Below are 21,428 nucleotides of genomic sequence, written 5' to 3'. Positions count from 1 at the left end.
CGCGTGCCTCTGAACGGGATATTTAGGAGTCTTTCATGGCCGTTGCCCTCAGCACCCTCGTCGAAGAAGCCGACCGTTACCTTGGCAGTGCGAAAATTGCCGATTATTGCCCTAACGGCTTGCAGGTCGAAGGCCGGCCGCAAGTGATGCGCATTGTCAGCGGTGTCACCGCCAGTCAGGCATTACTGGACGCAGCCGTCGAGGCAGAAGCCGATCTGGTGTTGGTGCACCACGGCTACTTCTGGAAGGGTGAAAACCCGTGCATCACCGGCATGAAGCAGCGCCGTCTGAAGACGCTGCTCAAGCACGACATCAGTTTGCTCGCCTACCACTTGCCGCTGGATCTGCACCCGGACGTTGGCAATAACGTGCAGCTGGCGCGGCAGTTGGATATCACCGTAGAAGGGCCACTGGATCCGGATAATCTGAAAATCGTCGGTCTGGTCGGTTCGCTGAAAGAACCGCTGACCGCCCGCGATTTCGCCCGCAAGGTGCAAGAAGTCATGGGCCGCGAACCGTTGCTGATTGAAGGTAATCCGATGATTCGTCGGGTTGGCTGGTGCACCGGCGGCGGTCAGGGCTATATCGATCAGGCCATCGCTGCCGGCGTCGATCTGTACCTGAGCGGTGAAGCGTCCGAGCAAACCTTCCACAGCGCTCGCGAGAACGACATCAGCTTTGTCGCCGCCGGCCACCACGCCACCGAACGCTATGGCGTGCAGGCGCTGGGCGACTACCTGGCAAAACGTTTCGCCGTCGAACACATCTTCATCGATTGCCCGAATCCGATCTGAATTCACCCAAACCCTGTGGGAGCGAGCTTGCTCGCGAAGAGGCCATATCAGTCGCCATCATTGTTGAATGGCACACCGCTTTCGCGAGCAAGCTCGCTTCCACATTGATCCCCATCGGCCGAACTGGCAGGCATATTCATATGCCCTTTCGATCTAGTTGGCGTCCTGATTAGAATAGGTCGCTGTGCTAGGATTCCCCGCTCGAACACGGCCCGCTGGCCGTTCATAAGAAAGTTTTCGTGAGTAGCCATGGTCGACAAACTGACGCATCTGAAACAGCTGGAGGCGGAAAGCATCCACATCATCCGCGAGGTGGCCGCCGAGTTCGATAACCCGGTGATGCTGTACTCCATCGGTAAAGACTCCGCCGTGATGCTGCACCTGGCACGCAAGGCGTTCTTCCCGGGCAAACTGCCGTTTCCGGTGATGCACGTCGACACCCGCTGGAAATTCCAGGAGATGTACAAGTTCCGCGACAAGATGGTCGAAGAACTGGGCCTGGACCTGATCACCCACATCAACCCCGATGGCGTGGCGCAGAACATCAACCCGTTCACCCACGGCAGCGCCAAGCACACCGACATCATGAAAACCGAGGGCCTGAAGCAGGCACTCGACAAGCATGGTTTCGACGCAGCGTTCGGCGGCGCCCGTCGCGATGAAGAGAAATCCCGTGCCAAAGAGCGCGTGTACTCGTTCCGCGACAGCAAGCACCGCTGGGATCCGAAAAACCAGCGTCCGGAGCTGTGGAACGTCTACAACGGCAAGGTCAACAAGGGCGAGTCCATTCGTGTGTTCCCGTTGTCGAACTGGACCGAACTGGACATCTGGCAGTACATCTACCTCGAAGGCATCCCGATTGTGCCGCTGTACTTCGCCGCTGAACGCGAAGTGATCGAGAAGAACGGCACGCTGATCATGATCGACGACGAGCGCATCCTCGAGCACCTGTCCGATGAGGACAAGGCACGCATCGTCAAAAAGAAAGTGCGTTTCCGTACCCTTGGCTGCTACCCGTTGACGGGCGCGGTGGAGTCCGAGGCCGAAACGCTGACGGACATCATCCAGGAAATGCTCCTGACGCGAACTTCCGAGCGCCAGGGCCGAGTCATCGACCACGATGGCGCCGGCTCGATGGAAGATAAAAAACGTCAAGGCTATTTCTAAGGGGCTGTCATGTCGCACGTATCTGATTTGATCAGCGAGGACATCCTCGCCTACCTGGGCCAGCACGAACGTAAAGAACTGCTGCGCTTTTTGACCTGCGGTAACGTCGATGACGGCAAGAGCACCCTGATCGGGCGTCTGCTGCACGACTCGAAAATGATCTACGAAGATCATCTCGAAGCGATCACCCGCGACTCGAAGAAAGTCGGCACCACCGGTGACGACATCGACCTGGCATTGCTGGTCGACGGCCTGCAGGCCGAGCGTGAGCAGGGCATCACCATCGATGTCGCCTACCGCTATTTCTCCACCGCCAAGCGCAAATTCATCATCGCCGATACGCCTGGCCATGAGCAGTACACCCGCAACATGGCCACCGGTGCGTCCACCTGTGACCTGGCGATCATTCTGGTCGACGCCCGTTACGGCGTGCAGACCCAGACCCGTCGCCACAGCTTCATCGCGTCCCTGCTGGGGATCAAACACATCGTTGTCGCCATCAACAAGATGGACCTCAAGGACTTCGATGAAGGCGTGTTCGAGTCGATCAAGGCTGACTACCTGAAGTTCGCCGAAGGCTTGAAGATGAAGCCGACCAGCATGCACTTCGTGCCGATGTCTGCCCTGAAGGGCGACAACGTGGTGAACAAGTCCGAGCGCTCGCCGTGGTACACCGGCCAGTCGCTGATGGAGATTCTCGAAACCGTGGAAGTGGCGGGCGACCGCAACTTCACCGATCTGCGTTTCCCGGTGCAGTACGTCAACCGTCCGAACCTGAACTTCCGTGGCTTCGCCGGCACGCTGGCCAGCGGCATCGTGCACAAGGGCGACGAAGTCGTGGTGCTGCCGTCGGGCAAGAGCAGCCGGGTGAAATCCATCGTCACTTTCGAAGGTGAACTGGAGCACGCCGGTCCAGGTCAGGCTGTGACGCTGACCATGGAGGACGAAATCGACATCTCCCGTGGCGATCTGTTGGTGCATGCCGACAACGTGCCGCCGGTCACCGACAGCTTCGAAGCGATGCTGGTGTGGATGGCTGAAGAGCCGATGCTGCCGGGCAAAAAATACGACATCAAACGCGCCACCAGTTACGTGCCGGGCTCGATTGCCAGCATCGTTAACAAGGTCGACGTGAACACGTTGGAAGAAGGCCCGGCGAGCGCATTGCAGCTCAACGAAATCGGCAAGGTGAAGATTGCGCTCGACGCGCCGATCGCCCTCGACGGTTACGAGAGCAACCGCACCACCGGCGCGTTCATCATCATCGACCGTTTGACCAACGGCACTGTTGGCGCCGGTATGATCGTCGCCCAGCCTGTGTCGCATGGCACTGCCACGCACCACGGCAAACTGGCGCACGTGGCCACTGAAGAACGTGCTCAGCGCTTCGGCCAGCAACCGGCGACCGTGCTGTTCAGCGGCCTGTCGGGCGCGGGCAAAAGTACGCTGGCTTATGCGGTCGAGCGCAAACTGTTCGACATGGGCCGTGCGGTGTTTGTGCTGGATGGCCAGAACCTGCGTCAGGACCTGAACAAAGGCCTGCCACAGGATCGCGCCGGTCGCACCGAGAATTGGCGTCGTGCCGCGCACGTGGCGCGTCAGTTCAACGAAGCGGGTCTGCTGACGTTGGCTTCGTTCGTTGCGCCAAGCGCTGAAGGGCGTGAACAGGCCAAGGACCTGATCGGCAAGGATCGTCTGCTGACCGTCTACGTCCAGGCCTCGCCGGCCGTATGCGCCGAGCGTGACCCGCAAGGCCTGTATGCCGCCGGTGGCGACAACATCCCGGGCGAATCCTTCCCGTACGACGTGCCGCTGAATGCCGATCTGGTGATCGACACACAGACACTGAGTCTGGAAGACAGCGTCAAGCAAGTGCTGGATCTGCTGCGTCAGCGTGGCGCGATCTAAGCGTTAGCTACCAAATATAAAGCCCGCCGATGAGCAATCATCGGCGGGCTTTTTATTTGTGGCCAACTCGGTCAATTGTAGGAGTGAGCCTGCTCGCGATAGCGGTGTGTCATTCAACATTGTTGGTGGCTGATCCACCGCTATCGCGAGCAGGCTCACTCCTACAAGGGATCAGTGTCTGGCTGGAAATTCGCGGTGCATCTGTTCCAGCAGCGCATCCTTGTCCAGCCACAGCTGATTGATCCAGCCCTGGAACTGCAGGCGATACTCGCCGTCCTGATCGTAATTCTTGCCAATGAACTGCTGCGGAATCTTCAGCTCTTCAAAATGCACCACCACATCGCGCACATTGCCGCAGAGCAAATCCCAGAACCCCGGACGCCCGGCCGGGTAGTGAATCGTCACGTTGACGATCGACTCCAGCTGTTCGCCCATTGCATCCAGCACAAAGGCAATGCCGCCAGCCTTGGGCTTGAGCAGGTATTTGAACGGCGACTGTTGCTGCGCATGCTTGCCTTCGGTAAAGCGTGTGCCCTCGACGAAGTTGAAAATCCCCACCGGATTATTGCGAAACTTCGCGCAGGTTTTGCGCGTGGTTTCCAGGTCTTTGCCTTTCTTCTCGGGGTGCTTGGCCAGGTACGCCTTGGAGTAACGCTTCATGAACGGAAAGCCCAGCGCCCACCAGGCCAGACCAATCACCGGCACCCAGATCAGCTCCTGCTTGAGGAAGAATTTCAGCGGTTGAATCCGCCGATTGAGTACATATTGCAGCACCAGAATATCGACCCAGCTCTGGTGGTTGCTGGTGATCAGGTACGAGTGTTGGTAATCGAGTCCTTGCAGGCCGCTGAGGTGCCAGCGTGTACGCCGAACCAGATTCATCCAGCCCTTGTTGTTGCTGATCCACGCTTCGTGGGTGTGGCTCATCAGCCACAGTGAGGCACGCCGGGCAAAGTCGAACGGCAGCACTTTGATCAGCGCCACGCAGAACAGAAACGAGCACAGCAGAATCGTATTGAGTGCCAACAGCAGCGAGGCGATCACGCCGCGCAACGGTGCAGGGAGAAAGTCCAGCATTTACACATCCATAGGTCGGTTGGCGGCTTGAATTGCGGTGAGGGCGATGGTGTAGACGATGTCATCGACTTGCGCGCCGCGCGGCAAGTCATTCACCGGTTTGCGCAGGCCTTGCAGCATCGGCCCGAGGCTGACGCAATCGGCACTGCGTTGTACGGCTTTGTGCGTGGTGTTGCCGGTGTTCAGGTCGGGGAACACAAACACCGTGGCGCGACCGGCCACCTGACTGTTCGGCGCAAGTTGCCGGGCGACTTCGGCGTTGGCCGCGGCGTCGTATTGCAGCGGGCCGTCGATCAGCAGCGAGTGCTGTTGTTCGTGGGCGAGCAGGGTGGCTTCGCGCACTTTCTCTACTTCCTCTCCGGTGGCCGATTCGCCACTGGAGTAACTGATCATCGCCACGCGCGGGGTGATGCCGAAGGCCGCTGCCGAGTCGGCGCTTTGCAGGGCAATCTCGGCCAGCTCGGTGGCGCTCGGGTGCGGGTTCATCACGCAGTCGCCGTACACCAGCACTTCTTCCGGGAACAGCATGAAGAACACCGACGACACCAGCGTGCAGCCCGGCGCGGTTTTGATCAGTTGCAGAGCCGGGCGGATGGTGTTGGCGGTGGTGTTGATCACGCCGGAAACCAGTCCGTCGACTTCATCCAGTGCGAGCATCATGGTGCCAATCACCACGGTGTCTTCCAGTTGCTGTTCGGCCATCGGCGCGTTGAGGCTTTTGCTTTTGCGCAGGGCCACCATCGGTTCGACGTAGCGCTCGCGGATCAGGTCCGGATCAAGAATCTCCAGGCCCGGCGGCAACACAATGCCTTGGGCGCGGGCGACGGCTTCGACGTCTTCCGGTTTGGCCAATAACACGCAACGGGCAATCCCGCGTTCCTGGCAGATCGCCGCCGCTTGCACGGTGAATGGCTCGCTGCCTTCGGGCAGGACGATGCGCTTGTTCGCCGCTTGCGCGCGCTGGATCAACTGATAGCGGAACACCGCCGGCGACAGGCGCATTTCCCGCGGCGTGCCGCAGCGCTGGTGCAGCCATTTGGCGTCGAGATGGCTGGCGACGAAATCGGTGATGATCTCCGCGCGCTCACGATCGTCGATCGGGATTTCCTTGTTCAGGCCATTGAGCAGGTTAGCGGTGTCGTAGGAACCGGTGCTCACTGACAGCACCGGCAAACCGGCCTGCAACGCGCCCCGGCACAGATCCATGATGCGCGGATCGGGCAGGGTGTCGCTGGTCAGCAGCAGGCCGGCCAGCGGCACGCCGTTGATCGCCGCGAGGCTGACGGCGAGGATGATGTCGTCGCGATCCCCCGGCGTCACCACCAACACACCAGGCTTGAGCAGCTCGACGGTGTTGCGCATGGTCCGCGCGCAGATAATGATTTTGGTCATGCGCCGGGTTTCGTAGTCACCGGCATTGAGCACTTGCGCGCCCATCAGGTCGGCGACGTCGCGGGTGCGTGGTGCGTTGAGTTCGGGTTGGAACGGGATGCAACCGAGCAAGCGGAAATCACCGCTGCGCAGCAACGGCGAATGCTCTTTCAGACGCGTGGCGAAGGCGTCCATGCTCTCGTCGGTCTTGACCTTGTTGAGGATTACGCCGAGGACTTTCGGATCCTTCGGACCGCCGAACAATTGCGCCTGCAATTCGACGCGACCGGACAGCTCGGCAAGCACTTCGTTTTCCGGCGCCGAGACCAGAATCACCTCGGCATCGAGGCTCTTGGCCAGGTGCAGGTTGACCCGCGCGGCGTAACTGGCGCTGCGGGTCGGCACCATGCCTTCGACCACCAGCACGTCTTTGCCGATGGCCGCTTGCTGATACAGCGTGATGATTTCTTCGAGCAGTTCATCGAGCTGACCGTCGCCGAGCATCCGTTCAACGTGGGCCAGGCCCAGCGGTTGCGGCGGTTTCAGGCCATGGGTGCGGGCGACCAGTTCGGTCGAACGCTCAGGGCCGGTGTCACCCGGATGCGGCTGCGCGATCGGTTTGAAGAAGCCGACTTTCAGCCCGGCTCGCTCAAGCGTGCGCACCAACCCGAGGCTGATGGAGGTCAGACCCACGCCAAAATCGGTGGGCGCGATAAAAAAAGTTTGCATGCGAATTCTCTAAAGTTGCATGGCAATGGCGATCGCCTATAGCTGACGACCTACCGAAATTCATTCGCCAAGGTTATCGCTAACCGAGCCTTGTGCGCACCAACCGCAGGCAAAGGGTTGGCCTATTTTTTCAATACGTTGCGCCGGGTCCAGCACCCAGGCGCGCGATTGCCATGGCGGTTGATGGCGCAGGTGTTGGGTGTGGCCACAGGAAAGCTCGGCCACCCAGTGGTGGTCTTCGTCCTGATGGAAGCCGGTGATCGTCGAAACCCGTTTGTCCGGGTTGTGTTCGCTTTCGCGCGATTGCTTCGCTAAACTTGGCCTTTCTATATTCTTATGCAAAAGGTCTCGCCCCATGCTGATCGCCGCCAATAAGGCTGTCTCCATCGACTATACCCTGACCAACGACGCTGGTGAGGTCATCGACAGCTCCGCCGGCGGCGCTCCGCTGGTCTACCTGCAAGGCGCAGGCAACATCATCCCGGGCCTGGAAAAAGCTCTGGAAGGCAAAGCTGTTGGTGACGAGCTGGAAGTTGCCGTTGAGCCGGAAGACGCTTACGGTGAATACGCTGCTGAGCTGGTCAGCACCCTGAGCCGCAGCATGTTCGAAGGCGTTGACGAGCTGGAAGTCGGCATGCAGTTCCACGCTTCGGCGCCGGACGGCCAGATGCAGATCGTCACCATCCGTGACCTCGACGGCGACGACGTAACAGTCGACGGCAACCACCCACTGGCCGGTCAGCGCCTGAACTTCAAAGTGAAGATCGTTGACATCCGTGACGCCAGCCAGGAAGAAATCGCTCATGGCCACGTCCATGGCGAAGGTGGCCATCACCACTGATTTTCTGCGCTAAGCTTCGAGTACTGGAGAGGCGCCTGCGGGCGCCTTTTTAGTCCGCGGCTGTCCTTGGTGACCTCGCCAAGTGGCTGTTTCGAGTAGAACATCGGAATCCTGGAGTTCGTCATGAGTGCTTTTCACGACCTTAAGTTGACAGCCCTGGATGGTCAGGAGCTACCGCTGGCGCCGTTCAAGGGCCAAGTCGTGCTGGTGGTCAACGTCGCCTCCAAGTGCGGCTTGACGCCTCAGTACGCGGCGCTGGAAAACCTCTATCAGCAATTCAAAGGCAAAGGCTTCAGTGTATTGGGCCTGCCGTGCAACCAGTTTGCCGGCCAGGAACCCGGTTCTGAAAAGGAAATTCAGGATTTCTGCAGCCTCAACTATGGCGTGACGTTTCCGTTGTCGAGCAAGCTCGAAGTCAACGGTCATGATCGTCACCAGCTCTACCGCCTGCTGGCAGGCGAGGGCGCGGAGTTTCCCGGTGATATCACCTGGAATTTCGAGAAGTTCCTGCTCGGCAAAGACGGCCGTGTGCTGGCCCGGTTCTCGCCGCGCACGGCGCCGGATGATCCGACCATTGTTCATGCGATTGAAAAAGCGCTGAGCTGAAATACGAAAATCGTCGCCTTCGAGCGACGATTTTTTTGCCTGCCTTTTGAACCTTAATCATTCATATCAATAATGCTATCGCGCCGACGTGTTCACGCATATTATCGCCGTCATATGATTTTATGCCCTGTCGATAACGTTTTCGTGGAGCCTTTCGATGCCCGTTCAAGCCTTGTTCAAACCGTTCCATCTCGGTGCCCTCGAACTGCCGACCCGCGTGGTCATGGCACCAATGACCCGCTCGTTTTCCCCGGGCGGCGTGCCTAATTCGAAAGTCATCGAATACTACCGCCGTCGCGCTGCCGCCGGTGTGGGCCTGATCATCACTGAAGGCACCACCGTCGGCCACGTTGCCTCCAACGGCTACCCGAACGTGCCGCAGTTCTTCGGAGACGCGCCATTGGCCGGCTGGAAGAAAGTCGTCGACGCCGTTCACGCTGAGGGCGGCAAGATCGTTCCGCAACTGTGGCACGTGGGCAGCGTACGCCGCATCGGCACCGAGCCGGACGCCAGCGTGCCGGCTTACGGCCCGTCGGAAAAACTCAAGGACGGTCAGGTCGTGGTGCACGGCATGTCCAGACAAGACATTCAGGACGTGATCGCTGCGTTCGCCCAGGCCGCCAAGGATGCACAAAGCATCGGCATGGACGGCGTGGAAATCCATGGCGCACACGGGTATCTGATTGACCAGTTCTTCTGGGAAGGCAGCAACCAGCGCAGCGACGAATACGGCGGCAGCCTGGCTAACCGTTCGCGTTTCGCCATCGAGCTGATTCAAGCCATACGTGCTGCGGTCGGCGAAGGTTTCCCGATCATCTTCCGTTTCTCGCAGTGGAAGCAGCAGGATTACACCGCACGTCTGGTGCAAACTCCGCAAGCGCTGGGCGAATTCCTCAAGCCGTTGTCTGACGCCGGTGTGGATATTTTCCACTGCTCGACGCGGCGTTTCTGGGAGCCGGAGTTTGACGGCTCCGAACTGAACCTCGCGGGCTGGACACGCAAACTCACCGGCAAGCCGACCATCACCGTTGGCAGCGTCGGTCTGGATGGCGAGTTCCTGCAGTTCATGGTCAACACCGACAAGGTCGCGCAACCGGCCAGTCTGGAAAACCTGCTGGAGCGTCTGAACAAAGAGGAATTCGATCTGGTCGCGGTGGGGCGCGCGCTGCTGGTCGATCCGGACTGGGCGCAGAAAGTCCGCGGAGGGCGTGAGCAGGATATTCTGCCGTTCAGCCGTGAGGCGTTGATGACGCTGGTTTAACCAGCGACTGTACTGACGCCATCGCGAGCAGGCTCACTCCTACAATTGGAATGCATTTCCCCTGTAGGAGTGAGCCTGCTCGCGATGGCGTTCTCCAAGTCGCCTGAACTCAAGGCAATGTCTGCGCATTCGGCACCACCTGCTCCCCCAAACAAGCTCCACGCAAATGCTTTTCAAACTGCTCGATAACCGCCGGCCAGCCTTGGCGACTAGCATGTTGCCGCGCATTCAGGCGCACACAGCGCAACCGCTCATCCTCTTCCAGCAACCACGCCGCCGCCTCGCAAAAGGCTTGCTCATCACCAGGCATCGCCAACACGCCGTTGTAACCATGGCGAATGTGCTGCGCCGCCGCAGCCTGATCGTAAGCCACCACCCCGAGCCCGGAAGCCAACGCCTCCAGCACCACATTGCCGAAGGTTTCGGTCAGGCTTGGAAACAGAAATATATCGCCGGACGCATAGTGCGCCGCCAACGCTTCACCGCGCTGTGCACCGCAGAAGATCGCTTCGGGCAAATCCTTTTCCAGCGCCAGCCGTTGCGGCCCGTCACCCACCACGATCAGCTTCAGATTGCGCTGTGGATAAGTGTCACGCAACTCTTCGAAGCAGCGTTTGAGCAGCCCAAGGTTCTTCTCCGGCGCGAGGCGTCCGACATGAATCACGGCAATATCGCGCTCGGACAGACCCCATTGCTCACGCAAGGCATTCATCCGCTTGCTCGGATGAAACAATTGGCTGTCCACGCCTCGAGACAACAGCGCCAACCGCTCGAAATGCCGCCGCTCCAGTTCCAGGCGTTGGCTGACACTCGGCACCAACGTCATGGCCGAACGGTTGTGGAACCAACGCAGATAATGCGTGAGCATCCGTGTCAGCAGACCCAGGCCGTATTGGCTGGTGTACTGCTGAAAGTTGGTGTGAAACCCGCTGACCACTGAAATCCCCAGACGCCGCGCCGCCCGCAGCGCCGACAACCCGAGCGGGCCTTCCGTGGCGATGTACAGCACATCCGGGCGCTGACGCTTCCAGCGCCGCAGCAGTTTATGCATCGACGACTGGCCCCATTGCAGCCCCGGATACCCCGGCAACGGCCAGCCCCGACACAACAGCAGCGCTTCATCTTCACTGCGCTGCGGATCGCCAGCCTGCCGCGGGCGCACCAGTTCGACCTGGTGGCCGCGCGCGCGCAGCCCATCGCACAAGCGGCCAAGCGTATTGGCCACGCCGTTGATTTCCGGTGGGAAGGTTTCGCTGATCAGGGTGATATGCAGAGCTGTCGTCATGGCCTCAGTGTCGGCTGAGGCCATGTCGTGCTTGTGACGTTCGGATGATGGATTTGTGACGCGCCTGGTCAGCGGCCTAGCGTTGCGTTACCAGATTCTCGGCGCCACGCTCACGCACCCAGAACAACGTTGCCCCGGCCACTGCGGCCGGCATCATCAGGATGTTGACCACCGGAATCAGCAGCACCAGATAGACGATCCCGCCAAAACTCATGCTCTGCCAGCGCTTCTGGCGCAGCCAGGCGAGCATCTCGTTCCAGCCCAGTTTGTGGTTGTCCGCCGGGTAGTCGATGTACTGGATTGCCATCATCCATACGCCGAACAGCAGCCACAGCGGCGCGGCGATGATGTTCACCACCGGGATGAACGAGAGAATGAACAGGCCGATGGCGCGCGGCAGGAAGTAGCCCAGTTTGCGCATTTCCCGTGCAAGGGTGCGCGGGACCATGGCGATCAACTCGCCCCAGCTGAACGCCGGGAAATCATCAGTGCCGCGCACTACCACTTCGACTTTTTCCGCGAGGAAGCCGTTGAACGGTGCGGCGATCACGTTGGCGAGCATGGTGAAGGTGAAAAACACCATCAGCGCCACCAGCACTACAAACAACGGCCAGAGGATGTAGCTGAGAAAACTCAGCCAGTCGGGCAGCGATGGCATCAGCGTATCGACCCACAGGCTGAACTGGTGGCCGGCCAGATAGATCAATCCGACGAACAGCACCAGGTTGATCGCCAGCGGCAACAACACGAACAGGCGCAAGCCGGGGCTTAGGACCAGTTTCAGGCCTTCGCGCAGGTATTGCGGGCCAGACAGAACAGGGGCGGGCATAAGGTGCTCCGAGCAAGGGAAAACGCGCCGACCTTACCGACTTTGCAAGGGCTGCGAAAGCGCGGCAGAGCGATCGACATTCACTGTAACAAAGACGTCCATCTCGTCAGTGTGTCGGCATAGAGACCACCTATGAGCTGGATTGTTAAACCGTATTTCCTTAATCTTGCCCCCCTCGATACGCTGCACCCAACTTTTTACAGGACTGTCGAGCTCAAGCCTTCCCCAAGGTTTTCCACGGTCCTTTTTTATTCCCGCCGGCAGTCCGGCGATCCGGGCCTGTTTTTCGGCCCGGTCAACAGGAGCAGGTCATGTCTGAAGTCCGTCATTCGCGAGTGATTATTCTCGGTTCCGGCCCTGCCGGTTACAGCGCTGCGGTATACGCGGCCCGTGCCAACCTCAAGCCACTGCTGATCACCGGCATGCAGGCCGGCGGTCAACTGACCACCACCACTGAAGTCGACAACTGGCCGGGCGACGTCCACGGTCTGACGGGCCCGGTGCTGATGGAGCGCATGCGTGAACACGCCGAGCGTTTTGAAACCGAGATCGTCTTCGACCACATCAACGCTGTGGACTTCGCTTCCAAGCCGTACTCCTTGACTGGCGATAGCGCGACCTACACCTGTGACGCCCTGATCATCGCTACTGGCGCCAGCGCTCGTTACCTGGGCCTGCCGTCGGAAGAAGCGTTCATGGGTAAAGGCGTTTCCGCCTGCGCAACCTGTGACGGTTTCTTCTACCGCAACAAACCGGTAGCTGTGGTCGGTGGTGGCAACACCGCGGTTGAAGAGGCACTGTACCTGGCCAACATCGCCAGCACCGTGACGCTGATCCACCGTCGCGAAACCTTCCGCGCCGAAAAGATCCTGATCGACAAGCTCAACGCTCGCGTCGCTGAAGGCAAGATCATCCTCAAGTTGAACGCCAACCTCGACGAAGTGCTGGGCGACAACATGGGCGTGACCGGTGCGCGTCTGAAGAACAACGACGGCAGCTTCGACGAAATCACCGTCGACGGCGTGTTCATCGCCATCGGCCACACCCCGAACACTTCGCTGTTCGAAGGCCAACTGACCCTGAAAGACGGTTATCTGGTGGTGCAAGGCGGCCGTGATGGCAACGCCACTGCGACCAGCGTCGAAGGTATCTTCGCCGCCGGTGACGTGGCTGACCACGTTTACCGTCAAGCCATCACCTCGGCAGGCGCCGGCTGCATGGCCGCACTGGACACCGAGCGTTACCTGGACGGTCTGCAGAACGCTTCGTTCTAAGATCGCAGGCATAAAAAAACCGGCCATATTGGCCGGTTTTTTTGTGCCCGCAGGTTCAGCCACGCCGCATAACTCTGTGGGAGCGAGCTTGCTCGCGAAAGCGGCTTGTCAGTCGACATTAATGTTGAATGTCAGTCCGTATTCGCGAGCAAGCTCGCTCCCACAGGGGGGGGCTGTAGGGATCAGCGGCGAGTCAGGGGTTGGGCGGTAAATTTCACGCCGGCCAGGCCGTGCTTGATCAACGCACGAATGTTGCCGTGATCGCTGCCCTCAGGCGTCGCCACCACCGAGCGGTAATGCTCACCAAACGCCAGCAGCGCTTCTTCATCGCTCAGACCTTCCAGCAGCGCCAGACCCAAGGTCTTGCACGAGCCTTCGTTCTGTCCGGCGGCGTTTTCCACGCCGCCATTGTTGAACGCCTGCGGTTGATAGTCGTAACCGGCGGCAATGAACGCCAGAGTGTCGGCGAAAGCGTGTTCGCCGCTGTTGAGGCGGGCGCGCAGGGTGTTCAGGTCACTCATGGGTTTTTCCTTTGGCGAACGCCGCTTGCTGGTCGGCGTTGGCTTCTTGCTGATATTGGGCTTTCCACTCGGCGTACGGCATGCCGTAAACCACTTCGCGGGCGTCATCGAGGCTGACCTCGATCTGGCGCTCGTCGGCTTCGGCCTTGTACCACTTCGACAGGCAGTTGCGGCAGAACCCGGCGAGGTTCATCAGGTCGATGTTCTGCACGTCCTTGCGGCTGTCCAGGTGCGCGACCAGCCGGCGGAAGGCAGCGGCTTCGAGTTCGAGGCGTTGTTGATCAGTCATAAAAGTCTCTGCGAGACAGCTTCGAGCGGCAAGCTTCAAGCTGCAAGATTGGATCGGGGTCGGCCGTTAGCTTACCGCTTGCAGCTCGAAGCTTGAAGCTCAGCGGCTAGCCGCGAGCGTGATCGACACCGACTCGGCAAAACGCAGCGCATGCGGCTTGTCGACTTCGACTTCGGCGTACAGCACCGAACCGTTGCTCATCACCAGATCGAGCAATTCCTGAGTCAGGCGTTCGAGCAGCGCAAAGCGATTGCCCTCGACGTGGGCGATGATCGATTTAGTGATGGTGCGGTAATTCAGCGCGTGGTCGATGTCGTTGTCACGCACCGCTTCCTGCGCGGCATACAGAATGGTCAGGTTGATCAGCACATCCTGCTTGTTGAGGATCTCTTCCTCGTTAATCCCGATAAAGGTGCGCAAGCGCAGATCCTTGACCCGGATGCGCGCCATTCCCGGCTGAAGTTGTGACATTTATTTGCTCCGTCCAATCAATTGCAGGAACTCCTGGCGGGTGTTGCTCGACTCGCGAAAGGCGCCGAGCATGACCGAGGTGTTCATGGTCGAATTCTGTTTTTCGACACCGCGCATCATCATGCACATGTGTCTGGCCTCAATGACCACGGCGACGCCGGCAGCATCGGTGACCTGTTGCACCGCATCGGCGATTTGCCGGGTGAGGTTTTCCTGAATCTGCAGGCGCCGGGCGAACATGTCCACCAGACGCGCTATTTTCGACAGGCCCAACACCTTGCCCGTCGGAATATAAGCCACATGAGCCTTGCCGATGAAGGGCAGCAGGTGATGTTCGCACAAAGAGTACAACTCGATGTCGGCGACGATGATCATCTCGTCGCTGTCCGAGGCAAACAGCGCGCCATTGACGATCTCGTCGACGTTCTGTTCATAGCCGTGACACAGGTATTGCATGGCCTTGGCCGCGCGTACCGGGGTGTCGCGCAGTCCTTCACGGTCAGGGTCTTCACCGAGGCCGATGAGGATTTCGCGGTAGTTCTCGGGCAGTGAGCGGCTCATGGGCAGCCTCGCAGGCAGGTGTTATTTGACGTGCCTTCCGCCGTTGACGGTCAGGGTCGTACCGGTGACATAAGGGTTGTCGAGCAGATAGCGCAGGCTCTGATAGATCACTTCGCTGCCGGGTTCGATGCCCAGCGCAGACTTGGCCAGCGCCTTGGCGCGGTATGCCGCGTCGTCGTCAGGATTGAACAATAGCAGGGCCGGGGCGATGCCGTTGACCTTGATGGCCGGCGCATAGCGGGCGGCGAAGGACAGCGTCAGACTGTCGAGCCCGGCTTTGCTGGCGCAATAACCGATGTGCTTGCTGCTGCCTTTGCGGGTGACATCGTCGCTGATATGGATGATGTCGGCGGGCGTCGAGTGCTTTAGCAGTTCACCGCAGTGCAGGTTGATCAGGTACGGCGCAAGCATGTGCAGATTGAACATGCCCGTGAACGCTTCGGCTTCGCTGCCCGGGGTTTCGGCCAGCCATTCGGAGGCATTGTGCACGATGGCGCGCAGGCTCTCGGTGTGGGTTTTCAGTTCCTTGATGAAGGCAAGAATCCCGGCTTCGCTGGAAAAATCGGCGAACAGGCCAGTCGCGCCCAGATCGCGTAGTGTCTGCACGCCGGGGCGTTCGCTACGGTAGGTGAAGATGACGCGATAGCCTTCTTCGAGCAACCGCTGCGCGCAATGCAGACCGACACGCTGGCCGGCACCGGTGATGAGGATCGGGGCTGAGGAATCAGGCATGAACGGCTCGCATCGCGGTGGGAGCAAAAACTATAACAGCGACGAGCCTGAAAAGATTGCAGCCTGCGGCAGCTCCTACCCTGGTCTGTGTTCAGTCCTGTAGGAGCTGTCGATTGCAACGAGGCTGCGATCTTTAATGTTTCTGAGGTGTCGCCGAAACAGGCAGGCGCACCGGGGTGCTGTTCAGCCAGTTCGCCAGCAAGCGCGTCGACAGCGGAATAAAGAAGTAAACCATCAGCGGCGTCAGGCACGCCGTGCTGATCAATACGCGCGGCAACAAACTCATGTCAGCGAGCAACGGGCCGAAGACAAAGTTGAACAACAGTGACACCGGAAAAAACGCCAGCCAGATCGCAACGGCCTGTTTCCAGCGCGGTGGACGTTGGCCGACGGCGCCGAACCAGCCCTCGATACCGCTGACCCGATGCTCTTTCGGATGGGCAAACAGATCGCTGCCTCGACTCAACCACGCGGTGCGTGATGCCGAATGTTCCCACGCATGCAGGGTTTGCTCATCGACAAAGCGAAAAATGATCTGGAATTCGTTATCGCCGGGTGGCGGAGCGAGCACACCAGAACCCAGGTAGCCGGGGAAATCTGTAGCCAGTTGTTCGCCTTCGCGCAGCCAGGCGATCAAGTCTTGATAGCGGCCATCAGCGACGCGACGGGCAACCATCAGCGTGACGGGGGAAGTAGACATTTTGTATCTCCGTATTTCGAGTGCGTCGCTCCGGGTAGGAGTTTCGCCTGACGCAGGGCTGGGGTAGAGGCCTGCGTTTTTCAACAAGCAAGGATTATTCCGGTTTTTCACGATTAAACCAGCGACTTTCGTCGCATTTCACCACTTGAACCCAATTAGGGCATAAGCGTTAGAATGGGATCCAATTGAACCGACATGGAAGTTGAACGCCATATGCCTGTCATCACGGACGCAAGCCCCGCTACGCAGGCCTCTGTTGCGCTCGAGCGCGCTGATCTGTTCCCGATCCGTGAGGTCGCACGCCTTACCGGTGTAAACCCGGTGACCTTGCGCGCATGGGAGCGGCGCTATGGTTTGATTCAGCCGACACGCACCGAAAGTGGGCATCGGCTCTATTCGATGACCGATATCGAGCGCGTGCGCAGCATTGTTGACTGGATTGATCGCGGTGTAGCCGTGAGCAAAGTCGGCAAGATCCTCGCCAAGACCGAACCGAAGAAAGTGCTGGCGCACATCATCTCCGATGATCTGGTGCAGGCTGATTATCTGCAATGGCAGGAACAGATCCAGCAGGCGGTCAGCGCATTCGATGATCAGCAACTGGACCGTGTATATGGTCAGATTTTCTCTTCTTACTCATTGCCGGTGGTGTTTCAGGACATCCTGATGCCGCTGTGGCTGCAATTGTTGCAGCGCCAGGAGGCGTTCGGGCAAACCAGCGAGTGGCTGTTCTTCGATGGATTCCTGCGGGCGCGGGTGTTGCAACGGATTGTCATGCTGCGCGGCACGCAACCGCGCCGGGTGATCGTCAGCGCGCTGGCCGGGCAATGTCGAGAGCTGGAGTTGCTGGTGGCGGCGCTGTTTCTCAGCGACAGCAATTCTGGTGTTCGAGTGCTGACCACCGGTCAGCCGTTCGATGAGCTGACGTTGGTTTGCGAAAAAATCAAACCTGATGCACTCGTCCTGTTTTCCAATCACGCGCCCAGCGCCGAATTGCCACGACGTCTGAACCGGCTGGCATTGAGTCTCGATTGTCAGTTGATGCTGGCGGGCAACGCTTCAGATCTGGCGCAGGACAGCCTGGCCGGATCTTCTGTAGCGTGTCTGGGCAATGAAGGGGCGAACATGCGTCAGCGCATGCTGCAATTTATGGCCGGGAAGCTGGATACCTGAACCTCAGGTGTGAAGCGCAGGATGCGTCAGGCGATGTTGCTGCAGGATGAACTGGCGCAGACGCTCGGTTTCGTCGGTGTCGGTCTGGCTCAGTTCGTAGGCATAGAAACCACTTTCGGTTTCCCGTTCGAAATTGCCGCGCAATGAAATCCGTTCGTATCCCGAAGGGCTGAACCACAGCGCGAAGTGCTTGGGTGGTTTGGTCTTGTTGCGCACTTCCAATAGCACACCCTTGTGCGAAACCTCGTGGACCCACAACGTGCCCGGCTGACCTTTGGCGTTCTCCAGGGCTACTGGCTCTTCGAGAGTCAATCGCCATGGCCGCACCATCGGGCCGTCCTCATAAATGCTCGGCACGCCGAGGCGCAGATGCAACGCGTGAAACTCGTCTTCCACCAGATGCAGCGGGAAGGTCATTTGTTGATTTTCGAAGTTGGCCTGAATGGTCACCTGCTCGTGAGCGGCCAGCCGCGTGAGCAAATCACGAATCTGCGAACCGCCGTTAACCAGCAGACTCGACGTCGCATCCCGCACGTTCAATTGCGGGTTGTGCTGCATGGTCTGGATGAAATCCAGCTCATCCTGAGTGAGTAAGGCGTCGCGCTGCATGGCTAACTCGAAAGATATAGTTACAAAGTCATTGGTGATTGTAGTTAATGACACTTAGTTCGCGATTTTGTTTTGACCGTTTGTCGCTTTCAGTGCAGCCAGTTCTGCTTCAAGGGCTGCGACTTGAGCTTCAAGCTGCGCCACGCGCTGCTGAGCCTTGACCTGAACGGTGACGTCCTTCTGCACGCCAACGAAATAAGTCTGCCCGTCATCGGCGTTTTTCACCGTTGAAAGCGACAGTTCATTCCAGAACGGTGTGCCGTCCTTGCGATAGTTGCGCAGGATTTCCCGGCACGATCCGCCGTTATCCAGCGTCTCGCGAATCAGTTTCAGGCTGTCCTGATCTCGGTCTCCAGACTGCAGAAAGCGGCAGTCCTGATAGAGGATTTCCTCGCTGGTGTAGCCGGTCAGTCGTTCAAAGGCCGGGTTCACATAGATCAGGATATCGTTCTGTTCACCTTCCTTTTCGGCGACCACGATCCCGTCGTTCGACGCGTTGATTACCATTTGCAGCAGGCTGGCGTTGATCATCTTTGAATCCTTTCAGAGTTGTCAGTGGCACGCATTCTAGAAGAACCGTAGGCGCTGTCTACTGGCCATTACCGCCAATTGAGATCCAATCGCAGCTTTGCGCTGGAGGCTGTTACTATCGCCGCTCTTTTTTCCAGTTTCAGGATCAGATTGATGAAAGTCGCCATCCTCTCCGGTTCGGTCTACGGCACCGCCGAAGAAGTCGCCCGCCACGCCCAGAACCTGTTGAAAGACGCTGGCATTGAAACCTTCTACAACTCGCGCGCCAACCTCGCCGACATCCAGGCGTTCGGCCCCGAAGCGTTGCTCGCGGTGACCTCGACCACCGGCATGGGCGAATTGCCCGACAACCTGCAACCGCTGTATTCGGCGATTCGCGACCAGCTGCCAGCGCAACTGCTCGGTTTGCCGGGTGCAGTGATTGCCCTGGGCGACGCCAGTTATGGCGACACCTTCTGCGGCGGTGGCGAGCAAATGCGTGAACTGTTCGGCGAACTCGGCGTGCGCGAAGTGCAAGAGATGCTGCGCATCGACGCCAGCGAAAGCGTCACCCCGGAAACCGATGCCGAGCCTTGGCTGGTACAGTTTATCGACGCGCTCAAGGGCTGATTCCGCGCTCGCGCAACAGCGCCAGCCATGCCTGCGCCGCTTTCGACAGATACGCGCCGCGACGCCAGATGAAGGCGATATCCCAACGCAGATAATCCGGCGCGCGCAAGGTCAGGCGGACCACGCCTGGCCTTACCAGGCCCCGTGCGACCACGCTGGGCAACAGCACCACGCCTTGCCCGGCGGCCACCAGCGCCGCAAGAAAATCGGCCTGCCCGCTGCGTCCACCTTCCTGCGGGGTAAAGCCCAGTTGCTGGCACGCCTGCAGCAAGCGGTCGTTGAGTACGAAGCTGCGCTGATAGAGCAGAAAGGGCGTCTCGGCCAATTCTTGCAGACCGATCTCACCCCGCTCGGCCAGCGGATGATCCACCGGCAGCAGGGCGTCGAGTGGCTCATCGCAAAACAGCTGACAGTCGAATTGCGGATCCTTTGGCAACAGACTGCCGCCCAATTCCAGTTCCCCGCTCAACACTGCCTGCTCGATATTGCGACTGCCGCCCTCCAGCAATTGCACGCTGATATTCGGATAGCGCCGCCGGTATTCGGCAAACAGTCCGGCGAACAGCGCGTCGCTGCCGAGTAGTGGCAAGCCGAGTCGCAGCTCTCCTCGGGCCATATGACTGAGGTCGTCCAGTTCCGCGAGCAACTCGTTGCGCAACCGCAGCATGCCCTCGGCCCGTTGCAGCACGACGCTGCCAGCGGCGGTCAGGCGCAATTGCGAACCGAGCCGTTCAAGCAATGGCGTGCCGAGGCTCTGCTCCAGTTGCGCGATCTGTTTGCTGACCGCTGATTGACTGATATGCAGGGTTTTTGCGGCCTGGGTGAAACCGCCCTGATGCATGACTTCGACAAAACTTCGCAGCTGTTTGAATTCCATTACCTGATTCCGTTTTGGAATGGCTTTGAGTCTAACAATTCGCTTCGGAGATGGCTGTGCGCTTCGTAAAATAAGCGCATGTCAGGAGCAAAATCATGAACGTCGTCCCCCTCAAGTACCTTTCTCGTTTAGTCGTCGAACTCGCCGTGTTGCTCGGTCTCTACCTGTTCGGCTGCCAACTGGCGGCCTGGCTGGCGTGGCCAATCCCCGGCGGCGTCATCGGTATGGCGCTGTTGCTGCTGGCATTTGCCTTTGGATGGGTCAAACCGGCAGCGCTGCAATTGGGCGCGGGACTGCTGATGGCCGAGATGTTGTTGTTCTTTATTCCGGCGCTGATGAGTCTGCTCGACTACGGCGCGCTGTTGCGCAATGACGGCTGGCGGATTCTGTTGGTGATCGCCGCCAGCACCTTGATGGTGATGTTGGTCACGGCGTTCACCGTCGAGCTTGCGGTGCGCATGAGGCGTTCCCATGAAGCTTGAATGGATGCCGATGTTTTGGCTGGCTTTCACCCTGTTGGCGTATCTGTTCAGCCGCTGGTTGTATCGGCGCACCGGACGCTACGTCTTGTCACCGTTGATTCTGGTGCCGGCGTTGCTGCTGGCGCTCGCCGTGCCGCTGCACACCGCCTATGCCGAATATTCCAGCAACACCCACTGGCTGATGCTGGTGCTCGGCCCGGTCACCGTGGCTTTCGCCGTGCCGATCTGGCAGCAACGCCGTTTGTTGATGCGGCACTGGTCGGCACTCCTGCTGGGGATGATTGCCGGCAGCGCAGCGTCGATCGGCACGTCCTTCGGATTGGCCAAGGCGCTGGCGCTCGACAGCTCGGTGACGATGTCACTGGTGCCGCGCTCGATCACCACGCCATTCGCTATGCCGCTGGCGCAAAATCTCGGCGGTGTGCCGGAATTGACGGCAGTCTTCGTGATGTTCACCGGTGTGTTTGGCGCGATGCTCGGCGGCGTGTTGTTGAAGTGGTTGCCGCTACGCAGTGCCTTGGCCCGCGGTGCGCTGTTCGGGGTTGGCGCGCACGGTGCCGGGGTCAGCCGGGCCCATGAAGTGGGCGGGGAAGAAGGCTCAGTCGCCGGGCTGGTGATGGTGCTTACCGGTTTGCTGAATCTATTCGCTGCACCGTTGTTGGCGTCGTTGCTTTGACATGGATCCAAGCTGTTTGCATTGCTGACTCGATCAGTCATCAAGCTGGCTGCCA

General features: G+C 59.4%; 25 protein-coding genes. 11 read left to right on the top strand and 14 right to left on the bottom strand.

Annotation, left to right across the window (positions count from 1 at the left end; translation table 11 throughout):
- Positions 1–35: 35 nt before the first annotated feature.
- The 3 genes from GTU76_RS05990 (at position 36) to cysN (ending at position 3,869) form a co-directional block, all read left to right on the top strand.
- Positions 36–794 carry a Nif3-like dinuclear metal center hexameric protein gene (locus GTU76_RS05990; RefSeq protein ID WP_016987036.1) on the top strand — a complete coding sequence of 253 codons (759 nt, stop codon included), beginning with the start codon at positions 36–38 and terminating at the stop codon, positions 792–794.
- Between the two features lie 249 nt (positions 795–1,043).
- Entirely contained in the window at positions 1,044–1,961 is a 918-nt protein-coding gene (gene cysD / locus GTU76_RS05985) for a sulfate adenylyltransferase subunit CysD (protein WP_008085033.1), read from the top strand.
- Positions 1,962–1,970: 9 nt separating this feature from the next.
- Positions 1,971–3,869, top strand: a complete 1,899-nt coding sequence (gene cysN / locus GTU76_RS05980; RefSeq protein WP_016987035.1) for a sulfate adenylyltransferase subunit CysN — start codon at positions 1,971–1,973, stop codon at positions 3,867–3,869.
- Between the two features lie 171 nt (positions 3,870–4,040).
- Here cysN and GTU76_RS05975 read toward each other — a convergent pair whose 3' ends face one another.
- Genes GTU76_RS05975 through GTU76_RS05965 form a run of 3 tightly spaced genes read right to left on the bottom strand, consistent with a single transcriptional unit; the run spans position 4,041 to position 7,433 of the window.
- Complete coding sequence (locus tag GTU76_RS05975) at positions 4,041–4,946, bottom strand: acyltransferase (protein ID WP_016987034.1); 906 nt, start codon at positions 4,944–4,946, stop codon at positions 4,041–4,043.
- A complete protein-coding gene (pta, locus tag GTU76_RS05970) occupies positions 4,947–7,046 on the bottom strand; it encodes a phosphate acetyltransferase (protein WP_175555327.1) in 2,100 nt (699 codons plus the stop codon).
- A gap of 60 nt (positions 7,047–7,106) precedes the next feature.
- Positions 7,107–7,433, bottom strand: a complete 327-nt coding sequence (locus tag GTU76_RS05965; protein ID WP_180698250.1) for a DUF3565 domain-containing protein — start codon at positions 7,431–7,433, stop codon at positions 7,107–7,109.
- Between GTU76_RS05965 and GTU76_RS05960 the strand changes: the two genes are divergently transcribed.
- The 3 genes from GTU76_RS05960 to GTU76_RS05950 all read left to right on the top strand — a co-directional run bounded on the left by GTU76_RS05960 (position 7,402) and on the right by GTU76_RS05950 (position 9,754).
- Complete coding sequence (locus GTU76_RS05960) at positions 7,402–7,887, top strand: FKBP-type peptidyl-prolyl cis-trans isomerase (RefSeq protein ID WP_056782966.1); 486 nt, start codon at positions 7,402–7,404, stop codon at positions 7,885–7,887. The two genes, GTU76_RS05965 and GTU76_RS05960, sit on opposite strands and share 32 nt — an antisense overlap.
- Positions 7,888–8,010: 123 nt before the next feature.
- Positions 8,011–8,493, top strand: a complete 483-nt coding sequence (locus GTU76_RS05955) for a glutathione peroxidase (protein ID WP_016987032.1) — start codon at positions 8,011–8,013, stop codon at positions 8,491–8,493.
- 157 nt (positions 8,494–8,650) lie between these two features.
- Complete coding sequence (locus GTU76_RS05950) at positions 8,651–9,754, top strand: NADH:flavin oxidoreductase (protein ID WP_180698249.1); 1,104 nt, start codon at positions 8,651–8,653, stop codon at positions 9,752–9,754.
- A gap of 109 nt (positions 9,755–9,863) precedes the next feature.
- Here GTU76_RS05950 and GTU76_RS05945 read toward each other — a convergent pair whose 3' ends face one another.
- On the bottom strand, positions 9,864–11,063 hold the full coding sequence (locus GTU76_RS05945) for a glycosyltransferase family 4 protein (RefSeq protein ID WP_180698248.1): 1,200 nt from the start codon (positions 11,061–11,063) through the stop codon (positions 9,864–9,866).
- 52 nt (positions 11,064–11,115) lie between these two features.
- Positions 11,116–11,868 carry a sulfate transporter CysZ gene (gene cysZ / locus GTU76_RS05940; protein ID WP_016987029.1) on the bottom strand — a complete coding sequence of 251 codons (753 nt, stop codon included), beginning with the start codon at positions 11,866–11,868 and terminating at the stop codon, positions 11,116–11,118.
- A 311-nt stretch (positions 11,869–12,179) separates the two neighbouring features.
- On the opposite strand from cysZ, the gene trxB reads away from it, so the two are divergent.
- Positions 12,180–13,142, top strand: coding sequence for a thioredoxin-disulfide reductase (gene trxB, locus GTU76_RS05935; RefSeq protein WP_016987028.1), 963 nt, complete (start codon positions 12,180–12,182; stop codon positions 13,140–13,142).
- A 182-nt stretch (positions 13,143–13,324) separates the two neighbouring features.
- Here trxB and GTU76_RS05930 read toward each other — a convergent pair whose 3' ends face one another.
- From GTU76_RS05930 to GTU76_RS05905, 6 genes are all read right to left on the bottom strand, one after another.
- Complete coding sequence (locus GTU76_RS05930) at positions 13,325–13,663, bottom strand: HopJ type III effector protein (RefSeq protein ID WP_016987027.1); 339 nt, start codon at positions 13,661–13,663, stop codon at positions 13,325–13,327.
- Positions 13,656–13,952 (bottom strand): DUF1244 domain-containing protein, encoded by a 297-nt coding sequence (locus tag GTU76_RS05925; protein WP_016987026.1) that lies wholly within the window; start codon positions 13,950–13,952, stop codon positions 13,656–13,658. The genes GTU76_RS05930 and GTU76_RS05925 overlap by 8 nt, the downstream gene beginning before the upstream one ends.
- Positions 13,953–14,051: 99 nt before the next feature.
- Complete coding sequence (folX, locus tag GTU76_RS05920) at positions 14,052–14,423, bottom strand: dihydroneopterin triphosphate 2'-epimerase (RefSeq protein WP_016987025.1); 372 nt, start codon at positions 14,421–14,423, stop codon at positions 14,052–14,054.
- Positions 14,424–14,984: a GTP cyclohydrolase I FolE gene (folE, locus tag GTU76_RS05915; RefSeq protein ID WP_016987024.1), complete on the bottom strand. Its 561-nt coding sequence runs from the start codon at positions 14,982–14,984 to the stop codon at positions 14,424–14,426.
- Between the two features lie 21 nt (positions 14,985–15,005).
- Positions 15,006–15,716, bottom strand: a complete 711-nt coding sequence (folM, locus tag GTU76_RS05910) for a dihydromonapterin reductase (RefSeq protein ID WP_016987023.1) — start codon at positions 15,714–15,716, stop codon at positions 15,006–15,008.
- A 133-nt stretch (positions 15,717–15,849) separates the two neighbouring features.
- Entirely contained in the window at positions 15,850–16,416 is a 567-nt protein-coding gene (locus tag GTU76_RS05905; protein WP_180698247.1) for an antibiotic biosynthesis monooxygenase, read from the bottom strand.
- 213 nt (positions 16,417–16,629) lie between these two features.
- Here GTU76_RS05905 and GTU76_RS05900 point away from each other — a divergent pair, with 213 nt between their 5' ends.
- A complete protein-coding gene (locus GTU76_RS05900) occupies positions 16,630–17,589 on the top strand; it encodes a MerR family transcriptional regulator (protein ID WP_026000739.1) in 960 nt (319 codons plus the stop codon).
- A gap of 3 nt (positions 17,590–17,592) precedes the next feature.
- Here GTU76_RS05900 and GTU76_RS05895 read toward each other — a convergent pair whose 3' ends face one another.
- Both GTU76_RS05895 and GTU76_RS05890 read right to left on the bottom strand, forming a co-directional pair.
- Positions 17,593–18,198, bottom strand: coding sequence for a hypothetical protein (locus tag GTU76_RS05895; RefSeq protein ID WP_016987019.1), 606 nt, complete (start codon positions 18,196–18,198; stop codon positions 17,593–17,595).
- Positions 18,199–18,252: 54 nt separating this feature from the next.
- Complete coding sequence (locus GTU76_RS05890; protein ID WP_016987018.1) at positions 18,253–18,729, bottom strand: PAS domain-containing protein; 477 nt, start codon at positions 18,727–18,729, stop codon at positions 18,253–18,255.
- A 153-nt stretch (positions 18,730–18,882) separates the two neighbouring features.
- On the opposite strand from GTU76_RS05890, the gene GTU76_RS05885 reads away from it, so the two are divergent.
- Positions 18,883–19,338, top strand: a complete 456-nt coding sequence (locus tag GTU76_RS05885; protein WP_016987017.1) for a flavodoxin — start codon at positions 18,883–18,885, stop codon at positions 19,336–19,338.
- Here the strand turns inward: GTU76_RS05885 and GTU76_RS05880 are convergent.
- Positions 19,328–20,215 carry a LysR family transcriptional regulator gene (locus tag GTU76_RS05880; protein WP_180698246.1) on the bottom strand — a complete coding sequence of 296 codons (888 nt, stop codon included), beginning with the start codon at positions 20,213–20,215 and terminating at the stop codon, positions 19,328–19,330. The genes GTU76_RS05885 and GTU76_RS05880 overlap by 11 nt on opposite strands.
- Positions 20,216–20,310: 95 nt before the next feature.
- Between GTU76_RS05880 and GTU76_RS05875 the strand changes: the two genes are divergently transcribed.
- Positions 20,311–20,697, top strand: coding sequence for a CidA/LrgA family protein (locus GTU76_RS05875; protein WP_016987016.1), 387 nt, complete (start codon positions 20,311–20,313; stop codon positions 20,695–20,697).
- Positions 20,687–21,373: an LrgB family protein gene (locus GTU76_RS05870; RefSeq protein WP_134174650.1), complete on the top strand. Its 687-nt coding sequence runs from the start codon at positions 20,687–20,689 to the stop codon at positions 21,371–21,373. The genes GTU76_RS05875 and GTU76_RS05870 overlap by 11 nt, the downstream gene beginning before the upstream one ends.
- Positions 21,374–21,428 lie beyond the last annotated feature (55 nt).

The organism is Pseudomonas crudilactis, assembly GCF_013433315.1.
GTDB lineage: Bacteria > Pseudomonadota > Gammaproteobacteria > Pseudomonadales > Pseudomonadaceae > Aquipseudomonas > Aquipseudomonas crudilactis.
The sequence above is the reverse complement of the archived record's forward strand: the minus strand, read 5'-3'. Positions and strand labels throughout refer to the sequence as shown.